The organism is Spirosoma endbachense, from assembly GCF_010233585.1.
Classification (GTDB): Bacteria; Bacteroidota; Bacteroidia; order Cytophagales; family Spirosomataceae; genus Spirosoma; species Spirosoma endbachense.
Genome location: NZ_CP045997.1, coordinates 1,178,961 through 1,201,199 on the forward strand (window position 1 = coordinate 1,178,961; position 22,239 = coordinate 1,201,199).

Genomic DNA, 22,239 nt, shown 5'->3' on the forward strand with positions numbered 1-22,239 from the left:
TCACGGTTAAAACGTTGCTCTCAGGCTGCCACCAATAGTCCGTGCAGTAGGTGTAATACCAAATTCAAGACCGCGTGCATTGCTGACCCCTAACAGGTTTTGTTCAGGATCGAGGTCTGGATAATTAGGTGCATAGATGAACAGGTTGCGACCATAAACCGACAATTGTAGGCCTTTAATAAAGTTCGACTTGCCCAGTATTGATGCGGGTAATTTGTAGGTAAGGTTGGCTTCGCGCAACTTCAGATAGGTAGCATCCAGTACATATCCTTCCCAGGCTACATACTTGCCTTGCAGACTGAAGTATTGCTGGGCCGTTACACCAATCGTGTTTTTCGTGCCATCGTCCAGAACACCATCGAACACATATGGCTTATTGGCGGTGCCATCGGCATTGAATCGGGGATATTTAGCAGTTTCTTCCGAAACACCGTTGATGCGCAAATCACCAATGGTGCGCGAAAGCTGGTCGCCTTTGTCTTTGTAATCAAACAGGAACGAAAGGCTGAAACCCTTGTAGTTGAAGGTATTGCTGAAGCCCATCGTGAACTTCGGGTTCGGATTGCCAACTGCCTGAACGTTGGTGGTTGGTTTAGGCAATCCATTGCTGCCAATGATCATTTGCCCCTGTGCGTTCCGCTGGTAGGCATTTGACCATATTTGTCCGTAAGGCTGACCGGGAACCAACTGAATATTAGGCGATGTAAAACCACCGATCGAGATATTGGCTACACCGGGAGCCAGTTCTTCAACAATTGATTTGAAACTGGTAAAGTTGAGTGAACTTTCCCAACTGAAGTTTTCCTTTTCGATAATATTGCCGGTGACCAGCAATTCAATCCCTTTGGTGGAAAGCTTACCCGCGTTGGTAGCCAGACTCGTAAAACCTGACGTAGAGGGAACCGGAACGGAGAAAATCAGATTCCGGCTATCCCGCCGGTAAACCGACCCATCAATACTGAGTCGTCCATTGAAAAAGGCCAGTTCAGCACCCAATTCAATTTCACGCGTAAATTCTGGTGTCAGGTTTGGATTCCCGGTACTGTTGTTGTACGTGTATCCAGCCAGGCCGTTGAACGGAAAGTTAACGGCGGTTGAGCCAAGACCGTCCGATGCGCTTGCTTTTCCGTAATACGTATTGATTACGTAGGGCGTCGCGCCTTTACCAACTTCACCGACGTTAGCCCGAATTTTGGCCGATGACAGGAACTTGGATTTGATGGAAGGGAATGCCTCGGTTGGCACAAAACTCACGGCAACCGCCGGATAGAAAATAGACTGATTACCCGGCGACAGGGTCGATGCAAAGTCATTCCGCGCTTTTGCATTCACCGAAAGCCAGGTTTTATAGTCGAAAACAACGTCACCAAAGAAGCCGACCGTTCGCTGTTTGGTAATAGCGGATGTTGGATTAAACGTCAAAAAGTTTTTAACGTTATCGAATCCGGCCACAACGATGCCTAACCCAATATCCTGAATAAAACTGTTGTAGTTGGAAATAATTTCATTCCCAACGGTGGCTGTCAGGTGCAGGTCGCTGGTGAGTTTCTTGTTCGCCGTTACGGTTAAGTACGAGTTCAGGTTCCGGGTTATTTCTGAGCGATCTAAAACACCACCTGCACCAGCCGAAGAGGTGTTGGCATTACTCCGAACGCCTTTGTCATCGAACCCTTTGGTAACGTAAGTGAATACGTCACTACCAACTTTCAGATCGGCCTGTAACCAATCTGTAATATCATATTTCAGGTTGATGTTGCCGTAAAACCGGTTTACTTCCTGATGGTTTTTAACGTGGTTGATGGCCCAGTAAGGCTGATCTTCTGCCGCAAACCAAAGCTGATTGCCTGCCGCATCCTGCGAAGGCATATTGGTTAAATCATAACTGCGTGGCGTATAAATACCCCGCCATAATGGGTTAGAGCCCTGATTGCCCGATTGGGTACGGTCAGAAACGTTATTGGTATACGTAAAAGCTGTCGCGATTCTGAACTTATTGGTCAGTTGGGTACCAGCATTTACGGTCAGGTTGTTTCGGCTTAATTTATTGTTCGGAATAAGCGCTGTTTCGTAAGCATTACCATACGATACCCGGTAGTCATATTTATCGCTGGCACCCGAAAAACTAAGATCGTTCTGCGACGAGATCGAGTTTTGCAGAATATCCCGAACATTATCTGGATACGCGGTCAAGGTTTCCGGATTGCCAAACCAGTTCGTCACGGTTTGCCCCTGAATGAGCGGCCCCCATGAACCGGCTACGTTGTTGGCATACGTTCCATTGCTCCCCTGTGCATATTGATTCTGGAATTTGGGGAAACGGCTGATCGTTCCAACCGCAGTATTGGTCGAGAAGGAAATCTGCTTGTTCGTTCCTTTTTTGCCCTTCTTGGTCGTAATCAGAATAACGCCCGATGCGGCTCTCGAACCATACAGTACGGTAGCTGCTGCTCCCTTCAGGACGCTGATACTCTCGATATCCTGCGGGTTTATGTCGGATATCCGGCTGGAGTTGACCACCCCCGTATTGACCGAATTACTGCCGTTCGATGCGCCACTACCGTTGGAGTTATCGAGCGGAACACCATTGACGACGTACAACGGTTGGTTGCTCCCCGTGAAGGTCGAAAAACCCCGTATCGTTACGTTAGAACCCGCAAAGCCACCGCCTGCTCCGGTTACCTGAACCCCGGCAACTTTACCGGCCAGCGAGTTGGTCACGTCGGTGGTGGGGGCTTTGGTAATCTGTTCGGCTTTTACTTCACTGACGCCGTAGCCCAGCGTTTTTCTGTCGCGGGCTATACCAAATGAAGTAACCACCACTTCGCTCAACTGCTGAGCATCCGCTTCTAAAGAAACAGCCAAGGTAGAGCGACCATTTAGTTTAATTTCCTGGGCGATGTAGCCGATGTAACTCACAACCAGCGTAGCATCGTCGGGTACATTGATGCGGAATTTGCCATTCGCATCGGTAATCGTACCAACATTGGGGCTACCTTTTAACAAAACAGAAGCGCCGGGAAGTGGTGTGCCATCATCTTTGAAGGTGACTGTACCTGTCACTTCAACATCGGCCGGTTTAGGAAAAGAAGATACGGTTCCAGCAAGTCCGCTACGTTCTGTCAGTAGACAAAAACAGGCGGCAAGTAGTACCATGAAGCCTCGCATTGTAGTTAGAGATTGTTTCATATATGTGGGCGCGATTGTTAATTGAGTAATGTGTTAAACAGAGGATGATGAGCCATACCTGAAAGTTTAAGCCTGTTTAGTAGTCATAAATTTTAGATCCAATTACTTTTCAGCAGCAGAAGCCATGCTTTTTCGTATGAAACCTCCAAATGATCCATCATTGGCAGTTTTCTAAGTCTTGAATCGTTTCAAAAGTTATGGGGTGTAGGTCATTCAGATCAGGCTGAATGGTGGTAAAACCGATGCTATGTTTGATTGACGCCAGTCCATCTAGCATGGTTTATCAGTAAAGTAAATAAAAAGAGCAGATACGTTTTTAGACTCTAAACGGGATAGTGGCGTTTCGACTAATATTTATGTACGAAAGGATAATTTTTGTTAAAACTCAGAATTTAAAACTAAAAATGTGAGCACTGAGGGAATATAATAGTTGAACTTGTTGGGCATACGTTAATTTTCTTCGCACCCCTATAACTGGCGTCTTTACAAAAATTATCAAAGATAGATTGCTCAGCCAAAAGACTGAATAGTGACATATGGTACTGATAGTCAATTGGTTGTGTTGTGCGTATTCGCTCTGCTGGAATGTGCCTTTAATCAGAGGACCAGTGCCGGGAACCAGAAAACCGCATCACCGAGCCAGCGGTATCGTTCGTTTCTGAGAAAATAAGCGGGATAACGCTGTATGCCATATAATGTCAAACTCATCAGCGCTAACATGATTGCCGACCGCTGGGCAAAGCGATCGTTTGTAACGAAGCATAGGGTCAGACCCGTAGCGATGACGGCAAATGTCAGCCAGCGAAGCAGGGTGTCACTTCGTTCTTCACCCCATTCGGTGGCCAGCGAGAATTCACGTTTGCCCGACTGTTCGCGCTTTTCCATGATGGCGAACAGAAGCAGGTTTTGAAACGCAATGCCGAGAAACATCAGAAATTCGGCAATCTCAATCCCACTGACCCGTGGACGCTGTACCCATACACTGCCCCACACACCCGCCGAATAGAGTATAGCCACTAATGGCTCTTTCAACAACAGCGCCGGGTGTCGTGCCGGAAGCCGAAACACCGCGCCAACGTATGCGGCACAAATGCCTCCTAAAACAATACCGAACTTAATAACACTGCCTGGTAGAAAAAACGCTAGTATAAAAGCCAGTGCAGCTGCTGCCATTACGGCCCGCCAGAGCAAAGATGCGTAGTGCCGATGAAACCGATGCCGGGCGGTAGCGGGTTCAGAAGGCTTCCTGATATCCAGAAGCCGGTCAACAGTATAAATAATGAAGACAACCAGAGCCAGGACCAGGGGTGTAGCCCAGTGTATCGGTGTTACATCCGATAGCCGGGCTGCCATACGATTCGACAGCACGGCCCCAAATACGACCGGTAAACTCAGGTAATAAGCGTTGCGTAAAGGTGTAAGCAAAGGACTCAATGAACAGGTAACAATAGGCAATAAACTTGGGTAAACCCCATAGGTTTTGAAACCCTGTATGATTTAGGTAATGGGCAGAGCCAGCCAGGGCTCCTGACGACTAATCACGTCAACCAACTGCCCGACGCGAAGCGTACCTAGTGGCCGATCTCCCGTTGAGGCTGCCAGAACATTCTGGCCAAACAGAATTTTGTGATTCCACTGACGATAGGTAGCCAGTGTTCGGAGCGGTTCTTTGCCTTTTTGTCCCGTTGCAGGGTCAATCGTGGTCAGAACACAGCGGGCACAGGGTTTCACGCCATATAGATCAATTCCATCGATCTGGAAATGATTCCAGGCGTCTTCTTCATTCGGTAAGCTTCCGGATACAACAATATTTGGCCGAAACCGGAGCATCTCAAGCGCCTGAGTCTGCCCATTCTCGTGGACGGGTAAGCGTCGATTAAGTTCGTCGAGCGAGGCTTCGCCAATGAGCAGATACGGATAGCCATCGGCAAAGCTAACCGCATCATCCTGGCGGGCGTATTTCAGATCAACGGCCCGGTGGGTGGTATCGGGCATAAAAACCAGTCGGCTTGGTACGCCCAGTGCCGCCGAGAACCACTGATCGGCCTGGTCGCTGACCGTAACCGTCGGTACATCGTGGCTATCCCAGATATTGACCAACATCGTCTCTCGTGATTGTGGCAGAGCGGTAGAATCTTCTGGTACGACCAGAGGCAGTTCAAGCACATCATCGGGGCGGTGTCGGTGCCAGACGCGTAATCGAACGCCATCAATGGCTACGTCGATCAGGGCCATCTGCTGATTGGCGCGTTGGGTCATAAACTGTCCATCGGGCGAAACCAACATAAATCGCCGGTCGTATTGAAGCCCTTTTGCTTCAATAACCGCTTCGTTTACGGAAATACCACCGAGTGATTTTATAGGATAAATGTGGAGTTCGGAAATCGTGACCATGTTCGGAATTGTTGCCTTAAAAACTCATTCTTGGCAGAGGACTTACAGTTTGCGCCGTAAAATCGCCCTGTTCATATTTGAACTGAGCGGCCATGGCAATCATAGCCGCATTGTCGGTACAGTACTCAAATCGCGGGATAAAAACGTTCCAGTTCTGTTCATCCCCAAGCTGGGTTAGTGCCGAGCGCAAACCGCTGTTGGCCGATACTCCTCCCGCAATGGCAATGTCGCGAATCCCGGTTTCGCGGACTGCCCGCTTTAGTTTCGTCAGTAACATCTGCACCAGTGTATGTTGGATACTGGCGCAAATATCGGCTAGATTTTCCGCTATGAAATCAGGATTTTTCTTGACGTTATCGCGGAGAAAGTACAAAATAGCCGTTTTTATACCACTGAATGAAAAATCCAGCCCCGGCATTTCACCCATTGGGAACTTGTAGGCCAGCGGATTACCGGCTTTCGCATAGTTGTCGATTAAAGGGCCGCCAGGGTAGGGGAGGTTAAGCAATTTAGCCGACTTATCAAAGGCTTCACCAACGGCATCGTCCTGCGTTTGGCCAATAACCTCCATTTCGAGCGGGCTATTGATGCGTACGAGTTGCGTGTGCCCGCCACTGACCGTCAGACACAGGAAGGGGAATCCCGGTTTCGGGCGGGCAATGCCTTCGTGCTGGTCGTCGATGAAGTGAGCCAGGACGTGAGCCTGCATGTGGTTAACCTCAATGAGCGGAATGTTTAATCCCAGCGCCAGGGCTTTGGCAAAGGATGCACCAACCAGTAATGACCCTAATAAACCAGGTCCTCGCGTGAACGCAATGGCCGACAGTTCCGTTTTGGCTATATTTGCATCAACTAAAGCCCGTTCGACTACGGGGAGAATATGTTGCTGGTGGGCTCGCGAGGCCAGTTCGGGTACAACACCCCCGTATTGTTCGTGAATCAACTGCGTAGCAATGATGTTGGATCTCAACTGTCCGTTGGCTAAAACAGCCGCCGACGTTTCGTCGCAGGAGGATTCAATGGCTAAAATATTCACCGTACAAAACTAATGGATAATGATTCTTGTAGAATATATAATGGAAGTTGCTCTTAAACCGTTCCCTCTCTTAGTTGTCAGAGGTAGGAGTATTTTCCAATAATCATTGTACATTAGGCATTTCCGGCCCGAATGCGTCAATTCTTCGCCATATTCCTTAAAACACTGCTCTACCTGCTGCTCACGGTGATCGGTTTGCTGCTAGGTGCTGTGCTGGGTCTGCAAATTCCGGCTGTGCAGACCAGGGTTGTGAGTGAATTAGCTACCCGTTTCTCCGAAAAACTTCAGTTTCCTGTTGATATTCAGGGTGTTTCGATCAAATGGTTTGATTCGATCACGCTCACCGGCGTTCGTATTCGCGATCGTGAAGGGCGGCCCATGATTCGGGTTGGGCGACTCGATGCAGATTATGATCTGCAAAATCTCATCGATTCATCGGCGCACAACATTCATCTGGACGAAATTGTGTTGTATCGGCCCGATGTCCGGATGATCAAAAATCCGAAAACCGGCGATACCAATCTAGACGAATTTATTGCCCGGATCGAAGAACTGACGTCTGATCCTACCAAGCCCAGTATTCCGAATCAGAATGTTCCGTTCACCGTCAGTCACATTCATCTGGTTGAGGGAGCCTACACGCTCGAAGATCCGCGCGAACCGTTTATGCGAAATCATAAACGGTTCGACTACAACCACTTTACGCTTAAAAACCTGACGGCAGAGGTTAGTAATTTTTTAGTACTGGGCGATACGATTGCGCTCGACATTAAGGGACTGTCCGGCGTTGATCGTGATTCGCGATTATTGATTCGGCAGTTAGATACCCGTTTTCTGTACTGCAATACAAAAATGGAGCTGGCCAGGTTGCGCGCTCATATCGGCAACTCGATCATTCGTAACAGCCTGACATTCTTCTACGATCGGCCATCGGCATTCAGCGATTTCAACAGCCGTGTGCTCATGCAGGCCCATTTTCGTGATAGCGAAGTGCAGTCAAAAGATCTGGGTTTCTTCTCGGATTACCTGCGGGAGCTCAACGAAACCTGGTATCTGAGTGGCATTTTTACGGGTACGGTCAATGAGTTTCGGTTGAGTCATACCGATCTGCGTTTTGGGCCCGGTGGCCGTAGCCGACTCGCGGGTGACATTGCCTGGAAAGGGTTGCCGGATATGGACCGGACAACGGTCGATTTTGCCTTTACGCCTTCACTGGTCAATATGGCCGATATTCGCCAGTATTATCCAGACACGTCGTTCAATCATACGATTCAAAAGCTGGGCACCGTTGGCTTTGACGCCAAGTTTGTCGGTGCGTTCGATAATTTCAAGACCAAAGGCACCTTCCGGACGAGCATTGGCACCGTAACGGGCGATCTGGCCCTGAAACTAGCCAACAATTCTGATCAGACTACCTACACGGCCACGCTGAAAAGTGAGAATCTGGAACTCGGTCAGTTGATCGACCAGCCCGACCAATTTGGTAAACTCGACGGTGAAGGTCGTATTACCGGCCATGGAACCGATTTGGAAAGGGCCAGTATCGACATTGATGGCCGACTGGAGCGGCTGGGCTGGCAGAGGTACGATTATCACAATGTAGTGGCGCAGGGCAATTTACAGAAAGCGTTTTTTCATGGCCACGTAAACATGAATGATGCGAATCTGAACTTTTTGGTAGACGGTGAGTTTGACCTGCGCGGTCCAAAGAACCGTTATGACCTGCAAGGCACGGTTCGACACGCCGACCTGCGTGAGTTGGGGTATATGTCTGACTCGCTCGTGGTGAAAACAGATTTAGATGTTAAGCTGGAAGGCAGTAAGCTGGATGATATTGTAGGAAATGCCTATTTCCACAATGCCGAGTTGAGCCTCAATAAGCGGAAGCTGAGCGTTGGGACACTGTCGTTGCTGTCGTCGATTGAACGTAAAGACTCCATCGGTACGCAGCGTTATTTTGACCTTGATTCCGATTTCCTGACAACCCGGTTGCAGGGTAATTTCCAGCCCCAGCGCACGATCGATGATCTAAAGCGACTGGCTCGTGAATATGAACTTCATTTTGCGGGCGACGCTGCCGGAATGAAGGCCTATTATCAACAGAAACAGCGCCAGGCCAGCGTTCTTCGGGCTAAAGCGATGGCCAGATACGGTGTCGATTTTCAGTTTGTTTCCAAAGATATTGCGCCGTTGCTGACGTTTTTGAGTCCATCGGTCTATATAGCACCCGCAACCCGCCTTGAAGGTCGCTTTATGGTCGACAATACATCCTTTCTGACGGCTAACGTCAAGACCGATTCGCTGCGCTTTAATAAGTTGGGGTTCGGACCGAGCGAACTGGATCTGACTACTTCCAAATTTACGTATGATGAAGAGGTGCTGGCATCGGCCGTGGTGACCTCGCAGCGACAGGCCTTTAGTGCATTGCTTCCTACCCGCAACCTTCAGGCTGAAGCCTCCTGGGATGTCGATCACATCAATTTTACCAGCAGTGTCGAACAGACGGGTAGCTCGAATCGGGCCGACCTGAATGGTGAAATGCGTTTCAAAGGCGATGCCATCGACCTGACATTTCACCAATCGAAAGTCAGGGTGCTGGATGGTGACTGGACACTAAATCCACAGAGTCTTATTCGGAAAGTAGGGGATGAATACACCATTACCAATCTGTCGGTACTGAATAAGAACCAACTCATTCGGGCATCAGGAAAACTCTCGGCCGATTCTGTCCAGCGACTAAACCTGGAAGCTCAACACTTCCTGCTTCGGTCGCTGAACCCCTTGCTGAATACGGATTTTGGTGGGACCCTCAATGGAACCCTGACGGTGCGCGATGTGTACGCAACGCCTATTATTGAGAGCGAATTTTCGGTTGATACGTTGTCGTATCAAAAGGCGCTGGTGGGCGATATGCGTGGTCGGGCTAAGTGGGACCAGGCAACACAGCGACTTAATGTCAATGCTAACCTAAATCGGAACGGGGCCGATGTGCTAACGCTTACCGGAAACTATACGCCCCAGCAAAAGACCAATCCGCTGGCTCTGAAAGCGAATCTCAACAATGCCGATCTGCACATTCTGGAAGCATTTACGACCGACCTGTTTTCTAACCTGGGCGGTACTGCCAGTGGAATGGTGGCCATTACCGGAACGCCATCGGCCCCGGTTCTGAACGGTGATGTCGATGTGGTCGGCGGCCGTGGCCGTTTCGATTATCTGAAAGCCGATTTTACATTCGACGATAAGATCTATTTTGGCGAGAATGAGATCGTTACCCGCAAGCTGACCCTGCGCGATCCAGATGGCAATACCGCTCAAATACGAGGGGGTGTTTATCATGATGGCTTCCGGTACTTCACACTGGGTTTTGACGCCGACCTGAAAAACTTCCGAATTCTGAATACGGCAACCAAAGACAACGATATGTTCTATGGGCAGGCGGTTGTGACGGGTAAGGCTGAACTATATGGGCCGCTCAATAACCTGACAATCCGGGCCAACGTTGCCAGTAATAAAGGAACCCGTATTTATATCCCGTTAGATGGAGCAACAACGCTGGCGTCCGACGATCAGATTCGATTTGTAAACCGCAGTAGCTCCCCAACGAGTCAGACAACAGCCAATACGTCGAACAAAAACGGAGCATCTGACCTTGATTTGTCGCGGATTCAGATGGACTTCAATTTTGACATTACGCCCGATGCATACTGCGAAATCCAGCTGGATCGTCAGACCGGCGACATTATCAAAGCCTATGGGCAGGGACGACTGGCAATGAAGGTGGATACGAAAGGGGATTTCTCGATGACGGGTAACTACGAAATTCAGCGGGGAGAATACACATTCACCTTTCAAAACATCATCAATAAACGCTTCCAGATTCGCCCCAACAGCCGCATGACCTGGACGGGCGACCCTTATGGTGCCTTGCTCGATGTAACAGCCGCTTATACGCAATACACGTCACTATCGCCTTTACTGCCTTCATCAAGTACGAGTGCCGATCAGACGCGTCGGTATCCGGTGGATCTGGTCATTAAATTGAACGGTGAGTTAGGTTCTCCAGCCATCAGTTATGACCTGGACGTGAAAGAATATCCTGCTTCGTCGGATTTCCGGCAGGCAGTAACGGCGTTTAAATCCCGTATCCAGAGTAACGATCAGGAGCTGACCCGACAGGTGAGCAGTGTTCTGCTGTTCAATCAGCTACTACCCGAAGGAACCAACCTGTTCGATCAGGGGCAGGTTAACTCCGGAGTCGCCAACAGCGTGAGCGAATTAATCTCGAACCAGATTAGCCGGCTGGCATCGAACCTGGACGAAAAACTTGATATTGGGGTGTCGATCGGAGGTTTCACCAGCAACAATACGCAGAACGAAAACCTGCTTAATAACCTGCAACTCCGGTTCTCTTATCGGCTCCTGAACGACCGCTTACGCATTAGCCGGGATGGCGGGTTTACCTACGGCCAAAGCCAATACAATGCCGCCAGTCTGCTTGGTGAATGGACTCTTGAGTACTTTATTACGCCGGATGGAAAGTTCCGGGCTAAAGTCTACAACCGAAATCAGCAAAGTATTCTGAGTCAATACAGCGTTGGCAGTACCATTACAACAGGTGGTGGGCTGAGTTTTCTTTATACGCGCTCCTTTAATCGGTTATTTGGCGGGAAGCGAAATGCACCCGGTTTAACCCCCGAAAAGCCCAGCGAACCGACGCCCACCCCGCCACCTCCGATCACTACTTCCACGGGAAGTGGCAGAACGGCGTTCTAAGTGCGGTTTCCACTACTTTCCAGCTAGCCTGTAACCAATTTCTTTGACCAATTCTTGCGTTTCAAATCGTATTCACTTAAGTTTGTTTAAAATTAGTCTAAATAAGAAATTTAGCTAAGATAAATGAAGTGAATTGCTTATTAATCAATAAGCTCCATAAAGTTTGAGACAAGTCATAGGTTAGGTTATGAGAAAAGGGGCTGGCGTTTGACTGGTTCCTTTCTGGCAAACAAATCGGTTATGCAGGAATCACAGTCATTGCTTGCCACGGCCCGCGCCAAACTGGAAAAGTCGCTACTGGCAAAAGGATTACGTCGATCGGGCGAGCGGTTCGCCATTTTGGAAGAGGTGTACTCGCGAAACGACCATTTCGACGCAGAAGAGCTATTTCAGGCCATGCACCAGCGATCGTATCCGGTTAGCCGGGCAACGGTCTATAACACACTGGATGTGCTGGTCGATTGCGGGCTGGTTCGGAGGCATCATTTCGGAGAGGAGGACAACAGCAAGAGTCGTTATGAAAAGTCGCTGGGGCGGCAACAGCATGCACATCTGGTCTGTACGGTCTGTCATCGCGTGAAGGAATTCTGCGATCCTCGTTTGCATCTGATTCAAACAAACGTTGGCAATGCGCTACAGTTTGAGGTCGAATCGCATTCGCTGGTCTTTTACGGTCAATGTACGGATGATGCCTGCGAGACCAAACCAGCCGATAGTTCTGCCAATACGGAAGACTCCCGTAAAACGCAGGAATAGTGCGCAGGTGTTAACAAAGCCATAGGGTACGGATAATTACATGGTGGGTAGCAGGGGTAAAATCGCCACTTTCGCTCTTTACCTGATAAACTCCCTTGCCTATTCTATGCGAACCTGTCAAACCTACGCGCGGTCGCTCAGTAGCCGATCACATCCTCAACCAGCTTATCACTTACTGAAAAAGTACTTTTCCTGGTTTATTTACACGTTTATACTGGTTAGTTTGCAGCAGCACGCTGTGGCTCAGCGTACGTTTACAAACCCCATAAAACCTTCTGGCCCCGATCCGTGGGTGCTGCAAAAGGACGGCTGGTATTATTACATGAATACCACCGGTAGCAATCTGACGCTCTGGCGAACGCACAACATGGCCGACCTGGCCACTGCCGAGAAAAAAGTCGTTTATACTCCTCCCGCCGGGAAGCCCTACTCAAAGGAATTGTGGGCACCTGAAATTCACTCATTCAACGGTCGCTGGTACATCTATTTCTCGGCCGATTCGCTCAACAACCTGTCGCACCGGGTTTGGGTGATCGAGAATACATCAACGGATCCGATGCAGGGCGAATGGGTCATGAAAGGCAAAATCGGCGACAAAGCTGACCATTGGGAAATAGATATGTCGGTGATTGACTATAAGGGTCAGCTCTACGCGACCTGGTCGGGATGGGAGGGACCTAAAAATGGTCGACAGGATATCTACCTGGCCCGACTCAGGAATCCTTGGACAATTGACGGCGACCGGGTCAAGGTTTCGCAGCCCGATCAGCCGTGGGAGATGCACGGCGATGTGCCGCAGGAGTGGCAGAAAAATGGTGAAGTTCCCAAAATTTACGTGAATGAAGGGCCTGAGTTTTTAAGCCGTAACAACAAACTATTCATCGTGTATTCGGCCAATGCCTGCTGGCTCGACTATTGCCTTGGCTTATTGACCTATAGCGGTACAGGTGATTTGCTGGACCCGGCGAACTGGACCAAAAGTAAAAGTCCGGTGTTTGCGCAGGCACCAGAGAATGGGGTCTGGGCACCTGGTCATGGCGGTTTTTTTCGCTCGGCCGACGGAAAGCAGGACTGGATGATCTATCACGCTAATCCGTCGGCTACCGACGGTTGCGGGAACAAACGCGCCCCGCATATTCAACCCTTTACCTGGAATGCCGATGGGTCACCTAGTTTTGGGAAGCCTGTTGCCAATGTGCCCATTCCCGTACCGGCAGAAAAATAACAGGGAGTGATTGAGGTAAACAGATAATTGAGGTAATTCGCAACAAACGGGCAGGCTAGATCCGTTTTTAACTTGTTTATTCAGTCAAATTACTCAATTATCGATTCGTCCGGATTCCCTAATCACCCATTTACCCAATTATCAAACTAATGCAGAAATTCCTTTTTCTTACGACAGCCGCAGCTATTATCGGCCTTAACGCCTGTCAGAAAGCCAACAAGAACGAACAAAAAGCAGCAGATTCTATTGCTGTAGCTACTGGTGACACTACCGCCATGATTGATGCTAAACTCCCTGACCCAGCTTCGTTTGCCGGTGAGGTAGCTGGTAAAAAAGCCAGCCTCTATATTCTGAAGAACAAAACGATTCAGGTCGCGATCTCTGATTATGGTGCCCGGATTGTTGGCTTGCTCGTGCCGGATAAAAACGGGAAAGTAACCGATGTTGCTCCCGGTTTTCTGACCGTTGCTGCGTATGAAAAACCCGACGGAGCTTTCTTTGGCCCCGTTGTAGGCCGATTTGGGAACCGGATTGCCAAGGGTAAATTTACGCTCGATGGCAAGGCATATACGCTTGCTCTCAATAACAATGGCAACACATTACACGGCGGTCCAAGCGGTTTTCATAACCATGTCTGGGATACAAAACAGGTCAATGATAAAACCCTGGAAATGACGTATGTCTCGAAAGATGGAGAGGGCGGTTTTCCCGGTACGGTGACAACCAGCGTTACCTATTCGTTAACTGACGATAATGCCCTGAAGCTGGTTTATTCAGCCAAAACGGACAAGGCAACTCCTTACAATCCGACGAGCCATGGTTTCTTCAACCTGAACGGCGAAGGTAGTGGCACGATCAATGATCACCTGGTGATGATCAATGCCGATAAATACTCGGCGGTCGACAAGGGGCTGATTCCGCAGGGAGAGCCTGTTTCCGTTGCTGGAACCCCCTTCGATTTCCGGAAGCCAACTACCATTGCTGCACGGGTCGATGAGAAAAACGAGCAACTTGGTTTTGGCGGAGGATATGACCACAACTGGGTATTGAACAAACCGAAAGCCGGTGAGCTGACTTCCGCTGCCGAAGTGATCGGCGATAAATCGGGCATTAAGATGCAGGTGCTGACAACTGAACCAGCTTTACAATTCTACGGAGGCAATTTCTTTAAGGGGACAGATATCGGTAAGTATGGCAAACCAATAGTCTATCGGGGTGCCTTTGCCATGGAAACGCAGCACTATCCTGACTCCCCCAATCACCCGACTTACCCTAACACCATTCTGAAGCCGGGGCAGACCTACAGCCAGACGACCGAGTATCGATTTTCGACCGTGAAGTAACAGTTAGTAGCGATACTTAAATCAATTATTGAAGGCTTCCGCCGATTAGAGATAAACTATTTGATCGATGGAAGCCCAAATAATACTCTCTACTCCTTTTATAACCGAACAACCCTTATTTCAATTATGAAGCGTTTATTGCTCATACTTTGTCTGTTTAGTGCTGCCATTACACATGGGCAGAATGCACCCGGCCGCTGGTCGGCCGAAAAGGCGAATGCCTGGTATGCCAAAGAGCCATTTCTGGTTGGGTCAAACTATGCACCGGCCAATGCCATCAATGAACTCGAGATGTTTCAGGCCGGCAGTTTCGATCCGGCAACGATCGATAAAGAACTGGCTATGGCCGAGCGTATTGGTATGAATACCATGCGTGTTTTTCTCCATGATTTGCTTTGGAAAGATTCTGCTGGCTTTACCAAACGACTGGATCAGTTCCTGAGTCTGTGCGCTAAACACAAGATACGGCCAATGCTGGTCTTGTTTGATTCCTGCTGGGACCCTTTTCCAAAATTGGGAAAACAGCATGAGCCGGTTCCGGGAATCCATAACTCTGGCTGGTTACAAAGCCCCGGCGCAGCGGCCCTGACCGACGAATCGCAATACCTACGACTGGAGGCCTACGTAAAAGGCGTAGTTGGCGCTTTTAAGAATGACAAACGAATTCTGGCGTGGGATGTCTGGAATGAGCCCGACAATACCAACGATAATAGTTATGGTAAGAACAACAAGAAGCTCGAACCGGCTAATAAAGTCGCACTGGTGACCAAACTGCTACCTCGTGTATTTCAGTGGGCCCGGTCGGCCGGGGCAACGCAACCACTGACGTCGGGTGTCTGGATCTATCGTACACCCGCCGACTGGCAGAATCCGGCGAAATGGTCACCTATGGAGAAAATTCAGTTTGAGAATTCGGATATCATTACGTTCCACCAATACTCAAATCCAACGGAACTCGAAAAGGTAATTCCAGCGCTAGAGTCGTTTGGCCGCCCGGTTATCTGCACGGAATACATGGCCCGTGGTGTCAATAGTAAGTTCCAGACTCATTTACCCATTGCTAAAAAAGCCAAAGTGGGTATGATTAACTGGGGTTTTGTTGCGGGTAAAACACAAACATTCCTGCCCTGGGATAGCTGGCAGAAACCATATGTCAACGGTCGCGAACCGGCCATCTGGTTTCATGAAGTATTCAAGCAGGACGGCACTCCTGTTGATCCGGCCGAAGTGGCAGCCATCAAAAAGGCAACGGGAAAATAAGAATTGGCATGAATACACTAAAAGTCGGTCGGGCATTTTGTCTGGCCGACTTTTTTTATTGGATTTCGTTCTTCACAAGTTGGGCGTGTACGTTATGCCTTTGGGGGTCTTGGGCTAATTTCCTTCTTCCCGTCAAATTTTTCTACGATTACCTGTACGCCACCTCCGCCAAGAAACTCAAAAAAACACTTTGCGAGTAATTCAATTACGTCCATGTCTACAGGATTGGGTAAAACGAACAACTATAGGCGCAAATAGCTATAGTCTACTCTAAGATAGAAAATTAGTCGAACGAAGATACTTTCTTAGGACTTTCGCTTGGAGCCGTGCCACGGTTTCTGATGATAGGCTTACTAACCGTGGCACGGCTCTAAGCGAAAGTCCTATTTCTAAAATCATATAATTTCTTGTACTCAGAAAATTAATACCTGTTTTAAAATCCATTTGCTCACTATCGGAGTATATATAATCAATCTTCTAAAGTCCTGTAAACTAGGTGGCTATGGATCTCTATACTTAAGTAAAATCACCAGATTTTTATTGTGTTTTTTCGCTAAAGTAGCGCAGGGTAAAGCTCATTGCCCAATTGTGCTTCTATGGGTATCTGTTTGTCTTTAGTAACCACTTTAGAGGATTTTTTGCTCATTTTTCACGCTCAAACCCAAACGACAATGCGCACGTTTCCCTTGTTTAGGGGTCAGTTAAGGACTAAAATTCTTAGCTGTGCCTTAGTGCTGCTGGCAACTGCTGGTTTTGCCTCCAGCCACCGCGAAGCCCCGTTGATCTCGAATGATCCACTGGCTGACAATACCGACGTATATGCGTTCAAAAGCCCCGACGACCCGAATACCATCACGATCATTGCTAATTACATTCCTTTTCAGTTGCCCGAAGGCGGACCGAACTATTACAACTTCGGTTCCAATATTCGGTACGAGATCCACATTAAAAACAAAGCAACCACAGCCGGAGACGATATTACCTATCGGTTTACCTTTAACAATACGAACGAAGACCCAACGACGTTCTTCAATATTCGGCTGGGGAAGCAAAATCTAAAAACAACCTACACCTGCGAACGAAGCATCGATGGGGGTAAGACGTATATGACCATCGTTAGTAATGGCATTGTTCCGCCAGCTAACATTGGGCCTCGTTCTATCGATACGCCGGGGTTAGGATTGGGTTCTACCTACAACGATTTGATCAAGAATGCAATCGCTCCAGCAAAGACCGGTGAGCAGGTCTTTTGTGGTCCTGCCGATGATCCGTTCTTTGTTGATCTGGCGGGTGCGTTTGATGCGGGTAACTTTCGTCCTGACGGCAACAAAGTTAACCCGCCCAAAGATGGACTGGCCCGCTATAACGTACATAGCATAGCGATTAAGATTCCAGTAAACATTCTACAGAAAGACGGGAAGTCGGTATCGCAGGCGGCCACTATTCTCGATCCTGATTATGTGATCGGGGTGTGGGCCTCTGCTAGCCGACAAATGATCAAAACCCTTTATGCCGCGGGCGATGTAGGCTACGATGGCGGCTGGGTACAGGTTTCGCGCCTGGGTATGCCCCTGACCAACGAAGCGGTCATTCCGGTGGGCATGAAAGACAAGTGGAATTCGGTGACCCCTTACAACGGCAATGATCTTCAGTTTGCCAAATACTTCACCAATCCCGAGCTGGCCCTTTACATGGATGATTCCCAGTTTGGTGGAGCCGTTCCTTCATTGAAGGCTTTGCGGATTCAATCCAAATCGCTGGGTTCATTTGACTTCCGCAATGGCAAGCCGGGTCTGTTTGGCCTGAAAGGCAATGCCGCTCTGGATGGTACAGCGCTGGCTGAAGCTGCTTTTGGGAGTGTCCTGCTGCCCGATGCGGCCAGTCCCCGTGCGGTTGACTTATTGCCGATCTTTTACACCGGTGTGCCGAATCTGAAACCCTATCAACTGGCAACGGGCAAGGGGGGCAATCCACTGGCAGCGGGTAAGCCGTTCATTCACAACTTTCTGCCTACATTGGGCGATATGCTGCGGTTGAACATGGCGGTTCCGGCCACTCCCCGCAACGACCCGAATTTTAGCTCGCTCGGTCTGGTATGGGCTGCGGTCATTGGATTAACGGTTCCGGACTTCATGAATACAAATCTCCAGTTCATTCCGAACATGGATGGTTTCCCGAACGGTCGTCGCCTGGAAGATGACGTGACCACCATTGAATTACAAGCTGTTAGTGGTGTTGTTTTAGCTGCTGTTGGGTTGTGGTACGATGACTTTACGCCGGGTCCAGGCGCAAACCCTGTTACGCCGAATCTGGCGAAAGTATTGGGCTTTAGCGCAGGAGTAACGAAAAATGATACGACGCTAAAGGCATCGTTCCCCTACGTACAAACCCCGTGGAGAGGTCTTGACTATACGAAAAAGAACCGTTTCTAATCTGCTCATCATTCTTCGGATAAGACAATGAAAAAATTACTTTCCTTATTACTGATGGCAGTATTGACGTATCTGCCCTATAGTCAGGTTATTGCTTCGTCGCACCGGGAGGCACCGCTCATCTCGAATGATCCACTCGCTGACAATACGGACGTTTATGCATTTAAAAGCCCAACCGATGCGGAAAAGATCGTTCTGATTGCCAACTACATTCCGTTTGAAGATCCATCAGGCGGGCCAAACTGGTATACGTTCGGTCAGAATATCCGGTACGAAATCCACGTTAAAAACAATGCAGCTACGGCCGGAGACGACATTACCTACCGATTTACATTTACGGTTGTTAATGAAGACCCAACGACGTTCTTCAACATTCGGTTAGGAAAGCAAAATCAGAAAGCAACCTACACCTGTGAACGCAGCATTGATGGTGGCAGAACCTTTACGGCCATCGTTACCAACGGTGTAGTGCCACCGGCTAACATCGGCCCACGCTCGATTGAAGACAAAACGGTTGGATTGGGCGCTGCTAACTATAACGCTCTGGCGACAAAGGCCATTACGACGGCGACATCGGGTGAGCGAATTTTCTGCGGGCCAATCGACGATCCCTTCTTTGTCGATCTGGGTGGCGCGTTTGACGTAGGTAACTTCAGGCCGAAGGGTCGCGATGGTTTATCGCGCTTTAACTGCCATACCATTGCCATTGAAGTGCCCGTATCGACCTTGCAGAAAAGCGGAAAAGCAGTAGCACAGGCGGCCACTATTCTCGATCCTGATTATGTGATCGGGGTGTGGGCTTCTTCGAGTCGGCAAATGATCAAAACCCTCTATGCTGCGGGCGATGTAGGCTACGATGGTGGTTGGGTGCAGGTTTCGCGCCTGGGTATGCCCCTCACCAACGAAGCGGTCATTCCGGTGGGCATGAAAGACAAGTGGAATTCGATGACCCCTTATAACGGCAACGATCTTCAGTTTGCCAAATACTTCACCAATCCCGAGCTGGCCCTTTACATGGACGATTCCCAGTTTGGTAGTGCCGTTCCCGGTTTAGCTGCCCTTCGGATACAGTCGAAATCGCTGGGTTCGTTTGACTTCCGCAATGGCAAGCCGGGTCTGTTTGGCCTGAAAGGCAATGCCGCTCTGAACGGAACGGCTCTGGCCGAAGCTGCTTTTGGGAGTATTTTGCTTCCTGACGCAGCCAGTCCCCGTGCGGTTGACTTATTGCCGATCTTTTATACCGGCGTTCCGAACCTGGCTCCCTACCAACTGGCAACGGGCAAGGGGGGCAATCCACTGGCAGTCGGTAAGCCGTTCATTCACAACTTTCTGCCTACATTGGGCGATATGCTGCGGTTGAACATGGCGGTTCCGGCCACTCCGCGTAACGATGCCAAATTTAGTTCACTGGGATTGGTTCAGGCGGCTGTTTTAGGCTTGACCGATCCAATGTATGCGAATACAAACCTCCAGTTCATTCCGAACATGGATGGTTTCCCGAACGGTCGTCGCCTGGAAGATGACGTGACCACCATTGAATTACAAGCTGTTGGCGGTGTTGTTTTAGCTGCCGTTGGGTTATGGTATGACGACTTTACGCCAGGCCCAGGCGCAAATCCTGTTACGCCGAATCTGGTAAAAGTGCTGAGCTTTAACGCGGGTGTTACAAAGAACGATACCACACTGAAAGGGGCTTTCCCATTCGTGCAGGACCCCTGGCGCGGTTTCCTGGGTAATCCCTACATCGGTCCGGATGCCGACGTGACCAAACCATTGGCCGCAACCGTGCTGAGCTACAACTGCAATACGGGGGATATTACCTTTGGGCGCATTGGTGGCGATCCGAATCGCGTAGTCGAATACCAGGCTGCGGGTGTTGTCAATGGCACCTGGAATACGAGTGTAACCCGCCAGATTGAGGCTGAATTGCGGAAAGATGCGAATAGCAACCGATTCCTCTGGATCTGGGCACGTTATGTAGGTGATCAGTCTTCGCTGGTAAACTTCATGTATGACTTCCGTACCCCCTGTGGCCAGGCCCGTCAGGGAGCTGCCGAGTTCACCGAGCCTATGGCTGTGCGGATCATGGGTAACCCGACCATTGGCGATGAAGTGACGGTAGAAGTGAGTGGTGCATCGGGTCCGGTGCAACTCTACCTCAGCAACAGCCGGGGGCAGCGGATTGGCCAACAAACGATCAGTATACCCGGTGCTGTCGAGCTTCGGACTGTGCGATTGGGCGAGCAGCCGGGCGCTTACTTCCTGCAGGCTGTTACTCCAACGGAACGCCAGACGGTTAAGATAATTCGTAATTAAGCGAGCTGATTTTAAGAGGAGTCAGATCGTAGAGTCTGACTCCTCTTAGTCAAGTCTTCCAAGTAAAGCAGTTTTCATGTATGGCCCCTACCTGGTAGCAATACGCCATACAGAATGAACCGACAACACTCCCAATCTCCCTATCAATCATGCGTTTCAATACAACAATCAACAAGCGAATCCTGTCGGCATGTACGCTGATTTTCGCTGGCTTACTGATCGTCGGATCGTTCAGTTGCACAAACAGCCCAAAAGAAACTACAGCCACAACTACGGCGGGGCCGAACATGGAAATTCCGGCTCTATTCGACCGTCGGGGTGAGTTGGCGTCAGCGGTAGAATGGCAGAAGACCAAAGAGAAAGTTGCTGAACTGAAAGAGAAAATAAAAAAAGAGCCGGGCGACGTGAAACCTCGTTTGCAGATTGCGGTGATTTACCTGTCGGAAGCGCGGATTACAGGCGAGCATCCATATTACTATCCGGCTATTCTGACCATTCTGGACGGCGTTCTGGCAATGGACCCCAAGAACTTTGAAGCTACGACGTTTAAGGCATCCGTAAAAATGTCTCAGCACCAGTTTGCCGAAGCTCGGGAATTAGCCGAAGAAGCCCGGCAGATTAATCCAAACAATGCCTATGTGTACGGTGTGTTGGTCGATGCCAACGTCGAACTGGGCAACTATGAGGAAGCAGTAGCTATGTCGGATAAGATGCAGGCCCTGAAACCGTCGCTCGAAGCCTACTCGCGCGCTTCCTACCTGCGTGAAATCTATGGGAACTATCCCGGCTCAATCGCAGCCATGAAATTGGCCGTGCAGGCTGGTCTACCCGGATCAGAACCGCAATGCTGGAGTAAGAATATTCTGGGTCATTTATACGAAACAACCGGCCAGCTCGCGGAAGCCGAAAACCAATATGCTGGTATTCTGATTCTTCGCCCCAGCTACGCATTTGCGATGGCCGGGCAAGCCCGTGTCCGCAAAGCGCGAAAAGAATACGACAAAGCGCTGGCTCTCCTCGATAAAGCGGCTGCTATCATGCCTGAGTTCTCATTCCATGAAGAAATGGCCGAAATCTACGCGTTGCAGGGCGATAAAGAGAAAGCACAGAAGAAATTTGCCGAAGTGGCTAAAATGCTGGATGAGGATGCCCGTTCGGGCCATGCCGTTGATCTGGAATTGTGCAAACTGTACACAAAGTCGGGCCAGTTCGATCTGGCAAAAACATATGGATTGAAGGAATACCAGAAACGCCCGAAAAATATTGACGTCAATCATGCGCTGGCGTGGGTTTATTTCAACCAGAAAGACCTGCCCAAAGCACAGCAACACATTGAAGTGGCCTTGCGTACGGGTAGCAAAGACCCGGAACTGTTGCGCCAGGCTGGATCGATCGAACTGGCAATGGGCCATGCCGATCAGGGGAATAAATTGATTGCGGCTGCCCGCAAAACAAACCCTAAATTTGCCCTCTAAGTAAAGGCTTTCCTGACTACTATAGCTGGATTAAGAGATT

At 49.4% G+C, this 22,239-nt stretch carries 12 protein-coding genes; 8 read left to right on the forward strand and 4 right to left on the reverse strand.

Features of this window, described 5'->3' with window-relative positions; genetic code table 11:
• Window positions 1-6: 6 nt before the first annotated feature.
• The 4 genes from GJR95_RS04765 to tsaD all read right to left on the reverse strand — a co-directional run bounded on the left by GJR95_RS04765 (window position 7) and on the right by tsaD (window position 6,616).
• The gene (locus tag GJR95_RS04765) at window positions 7-3,186 is read right to left on the reverse strand and encodes a SusC/RagA family TonB-linked outer membrane protein (protein WP_162384792.1); all 3,180 of its coding nucleotides are present in this window, start codon (window positions 3,184-3,186) and stop codon (window positions 7-9) included.
• Between the two features lie 597 nt (window positions 3,187-3,783).
• On the reverse strand, window positions 3,784-4,611 hold the full coding sequence (locus tag GJR95_RS04770; RefSeq protein WP_162384793.1) for a hypothetical protein: 828 nt from the start codon (window positions 4,609-4,611) through the stop codon (window positions 3,784-3,786).
• A gap of 72 nt (window positions 4,612-4,683) precedes the next feature.
• On the reverse strand, window positions 4,684-5,580 hold the full coding sequence (locus GJR95_RS04775; protein WP_162384794.1) for an MOSC domain-containing protein: 897 nt from the start codon (window positions 5,578-5,580) through the stop codon (window positions 4,684-4,686).
• 16 nt (window positions 5,581-5,596) lie between these two features.
• Window positions 5,597-6,616 carry a tRNA (adenosine(37)-N6)-threonylcarbamoyltransferase complex transferase subunit TsaD gene (gene tsaD / locus GJR95_RS04780; protein ID WP_162384795.1) on the reverse strand — a complete coding sequence of 340 codons (1,020 nt, stop codon included), beginning with the start codon at window positions 6,614-6,616 and terminating at the stop codon, window positions 5,597-5,599.
• A 132-nt stretch (window positions 6,617-6,748) separates the two neighbouring features.
• Here tsaD and GJR95_RS04785 point away from each other — a divergent pair, with 132 nt between their 5' ends.
• The 8 genes from GJR95_RS04785 to GJR95_RS04820 all read left to right on the forward strand — a co-directional run bounded on the left by GJR95_RS04785 (window position 6,749) and on the right by GJR95_RS04820 (window position 22,199).
• Window positions 6,749-11,392 carry a translocation/assembly module TamB domain-containing protein gene (locus tag GJR95_RS04785; RefSeq protein ID WP_162384796.1) on the forward strand — a complete coding sequence of 1,548 codons (4,644 nt, stop codon included), beginning with the start codon at window positions 6,749-6,751 and terminating at the stop codon, window positions 11,390-11,392.
• A 240-nt stretch (window positions 11,393-11,632) separates the two neighbouring features.
• Window positions 11,633-12,148, forward strand: a complete 516-nt coding sequence (locus GJR95_RS04790) for a Fur family transcriptional regulator (RefSeq protein WP_162384797.1) — start codon at window positions 11,633-11,635, stop codon at window positions 12,146-12,148.
• Window positions 12,149-12,254: 106 nt separating this feature from the next.
• Window positions 12,255-13,373 (forward strand): glycoside hydrolase family 43 protein, encoded by a 1,119-nt coding sequence (locus GJR95_RS04795; RefSeq protein WP_162384798.1) that lies wholly within the window; start codon window positions 12,255-12,257, stop codon window positions 13,371-13,373.
• A gap of 149 nt (window positions 13,374-13,522) precedes the next feature.
• A complete protein-coding gene (locus GJR95_RS04800) occupies window positions 13,523-14,716 on the forward strand; it encodes an aldose epimerase family protein (RefSeq protein WP_162384799.1) in 1,194 nt (397 codons plus the stop codon).
• Window positions 14,717-14,842: 126 nt separating this feature from the next.
• Window positions 14,843-15,976, forward strand: a complete 1,134-nt coding sequence (locus GJR95_RS04805) for a cellulase family glycosylhydrolase (RefSeq protein ID WP_162384800.1) — start codon at window positions 14,843-14,845, stop codon at window positions 15,974-15,976.
• Between the two features lie 671 nt (window positions 15,977-16,647).
• The gene (locus GJR95_RS04810; RefSeq protein WP_162384801.1) at window positions 16,648-18,408 is read left to right on the forward strand and encodes a DUF4331 domain-containing protein; all 1,761 of its coding nucleotides are present in this window, start codon (window positions 16,648-16,650) and stop codon (window positions 18,406-18,408) included.
• A 54-nt stretch (window positions 18,409-18,462) separates the two neighbouring features.
• Window positions 18,463-20,724, forward strand: coding sequence for a DUF4331 family protein (locus GJR95_RS04815; protein WP_162391575.1), 2,262 nt, complete (start codon window positions 18,463-18,465; stop codon window positions 20,722-20,724).
• Between the two features lie 149 nt (window positions 20,725-20,873).
• On the forward strand, window positions 20,874-22,199 hold the full coding sequence (locus GJR95_RS04820; protein WP_232541083.1) for a tetratricopeptide repeat protein: 1,326 nt from the start codon (window positions 20,874-20,876) through the stop codon (window positions 22,197-22,199).
• Window positions 22,200-22,239: the final 40 nt, after the last annotated feature.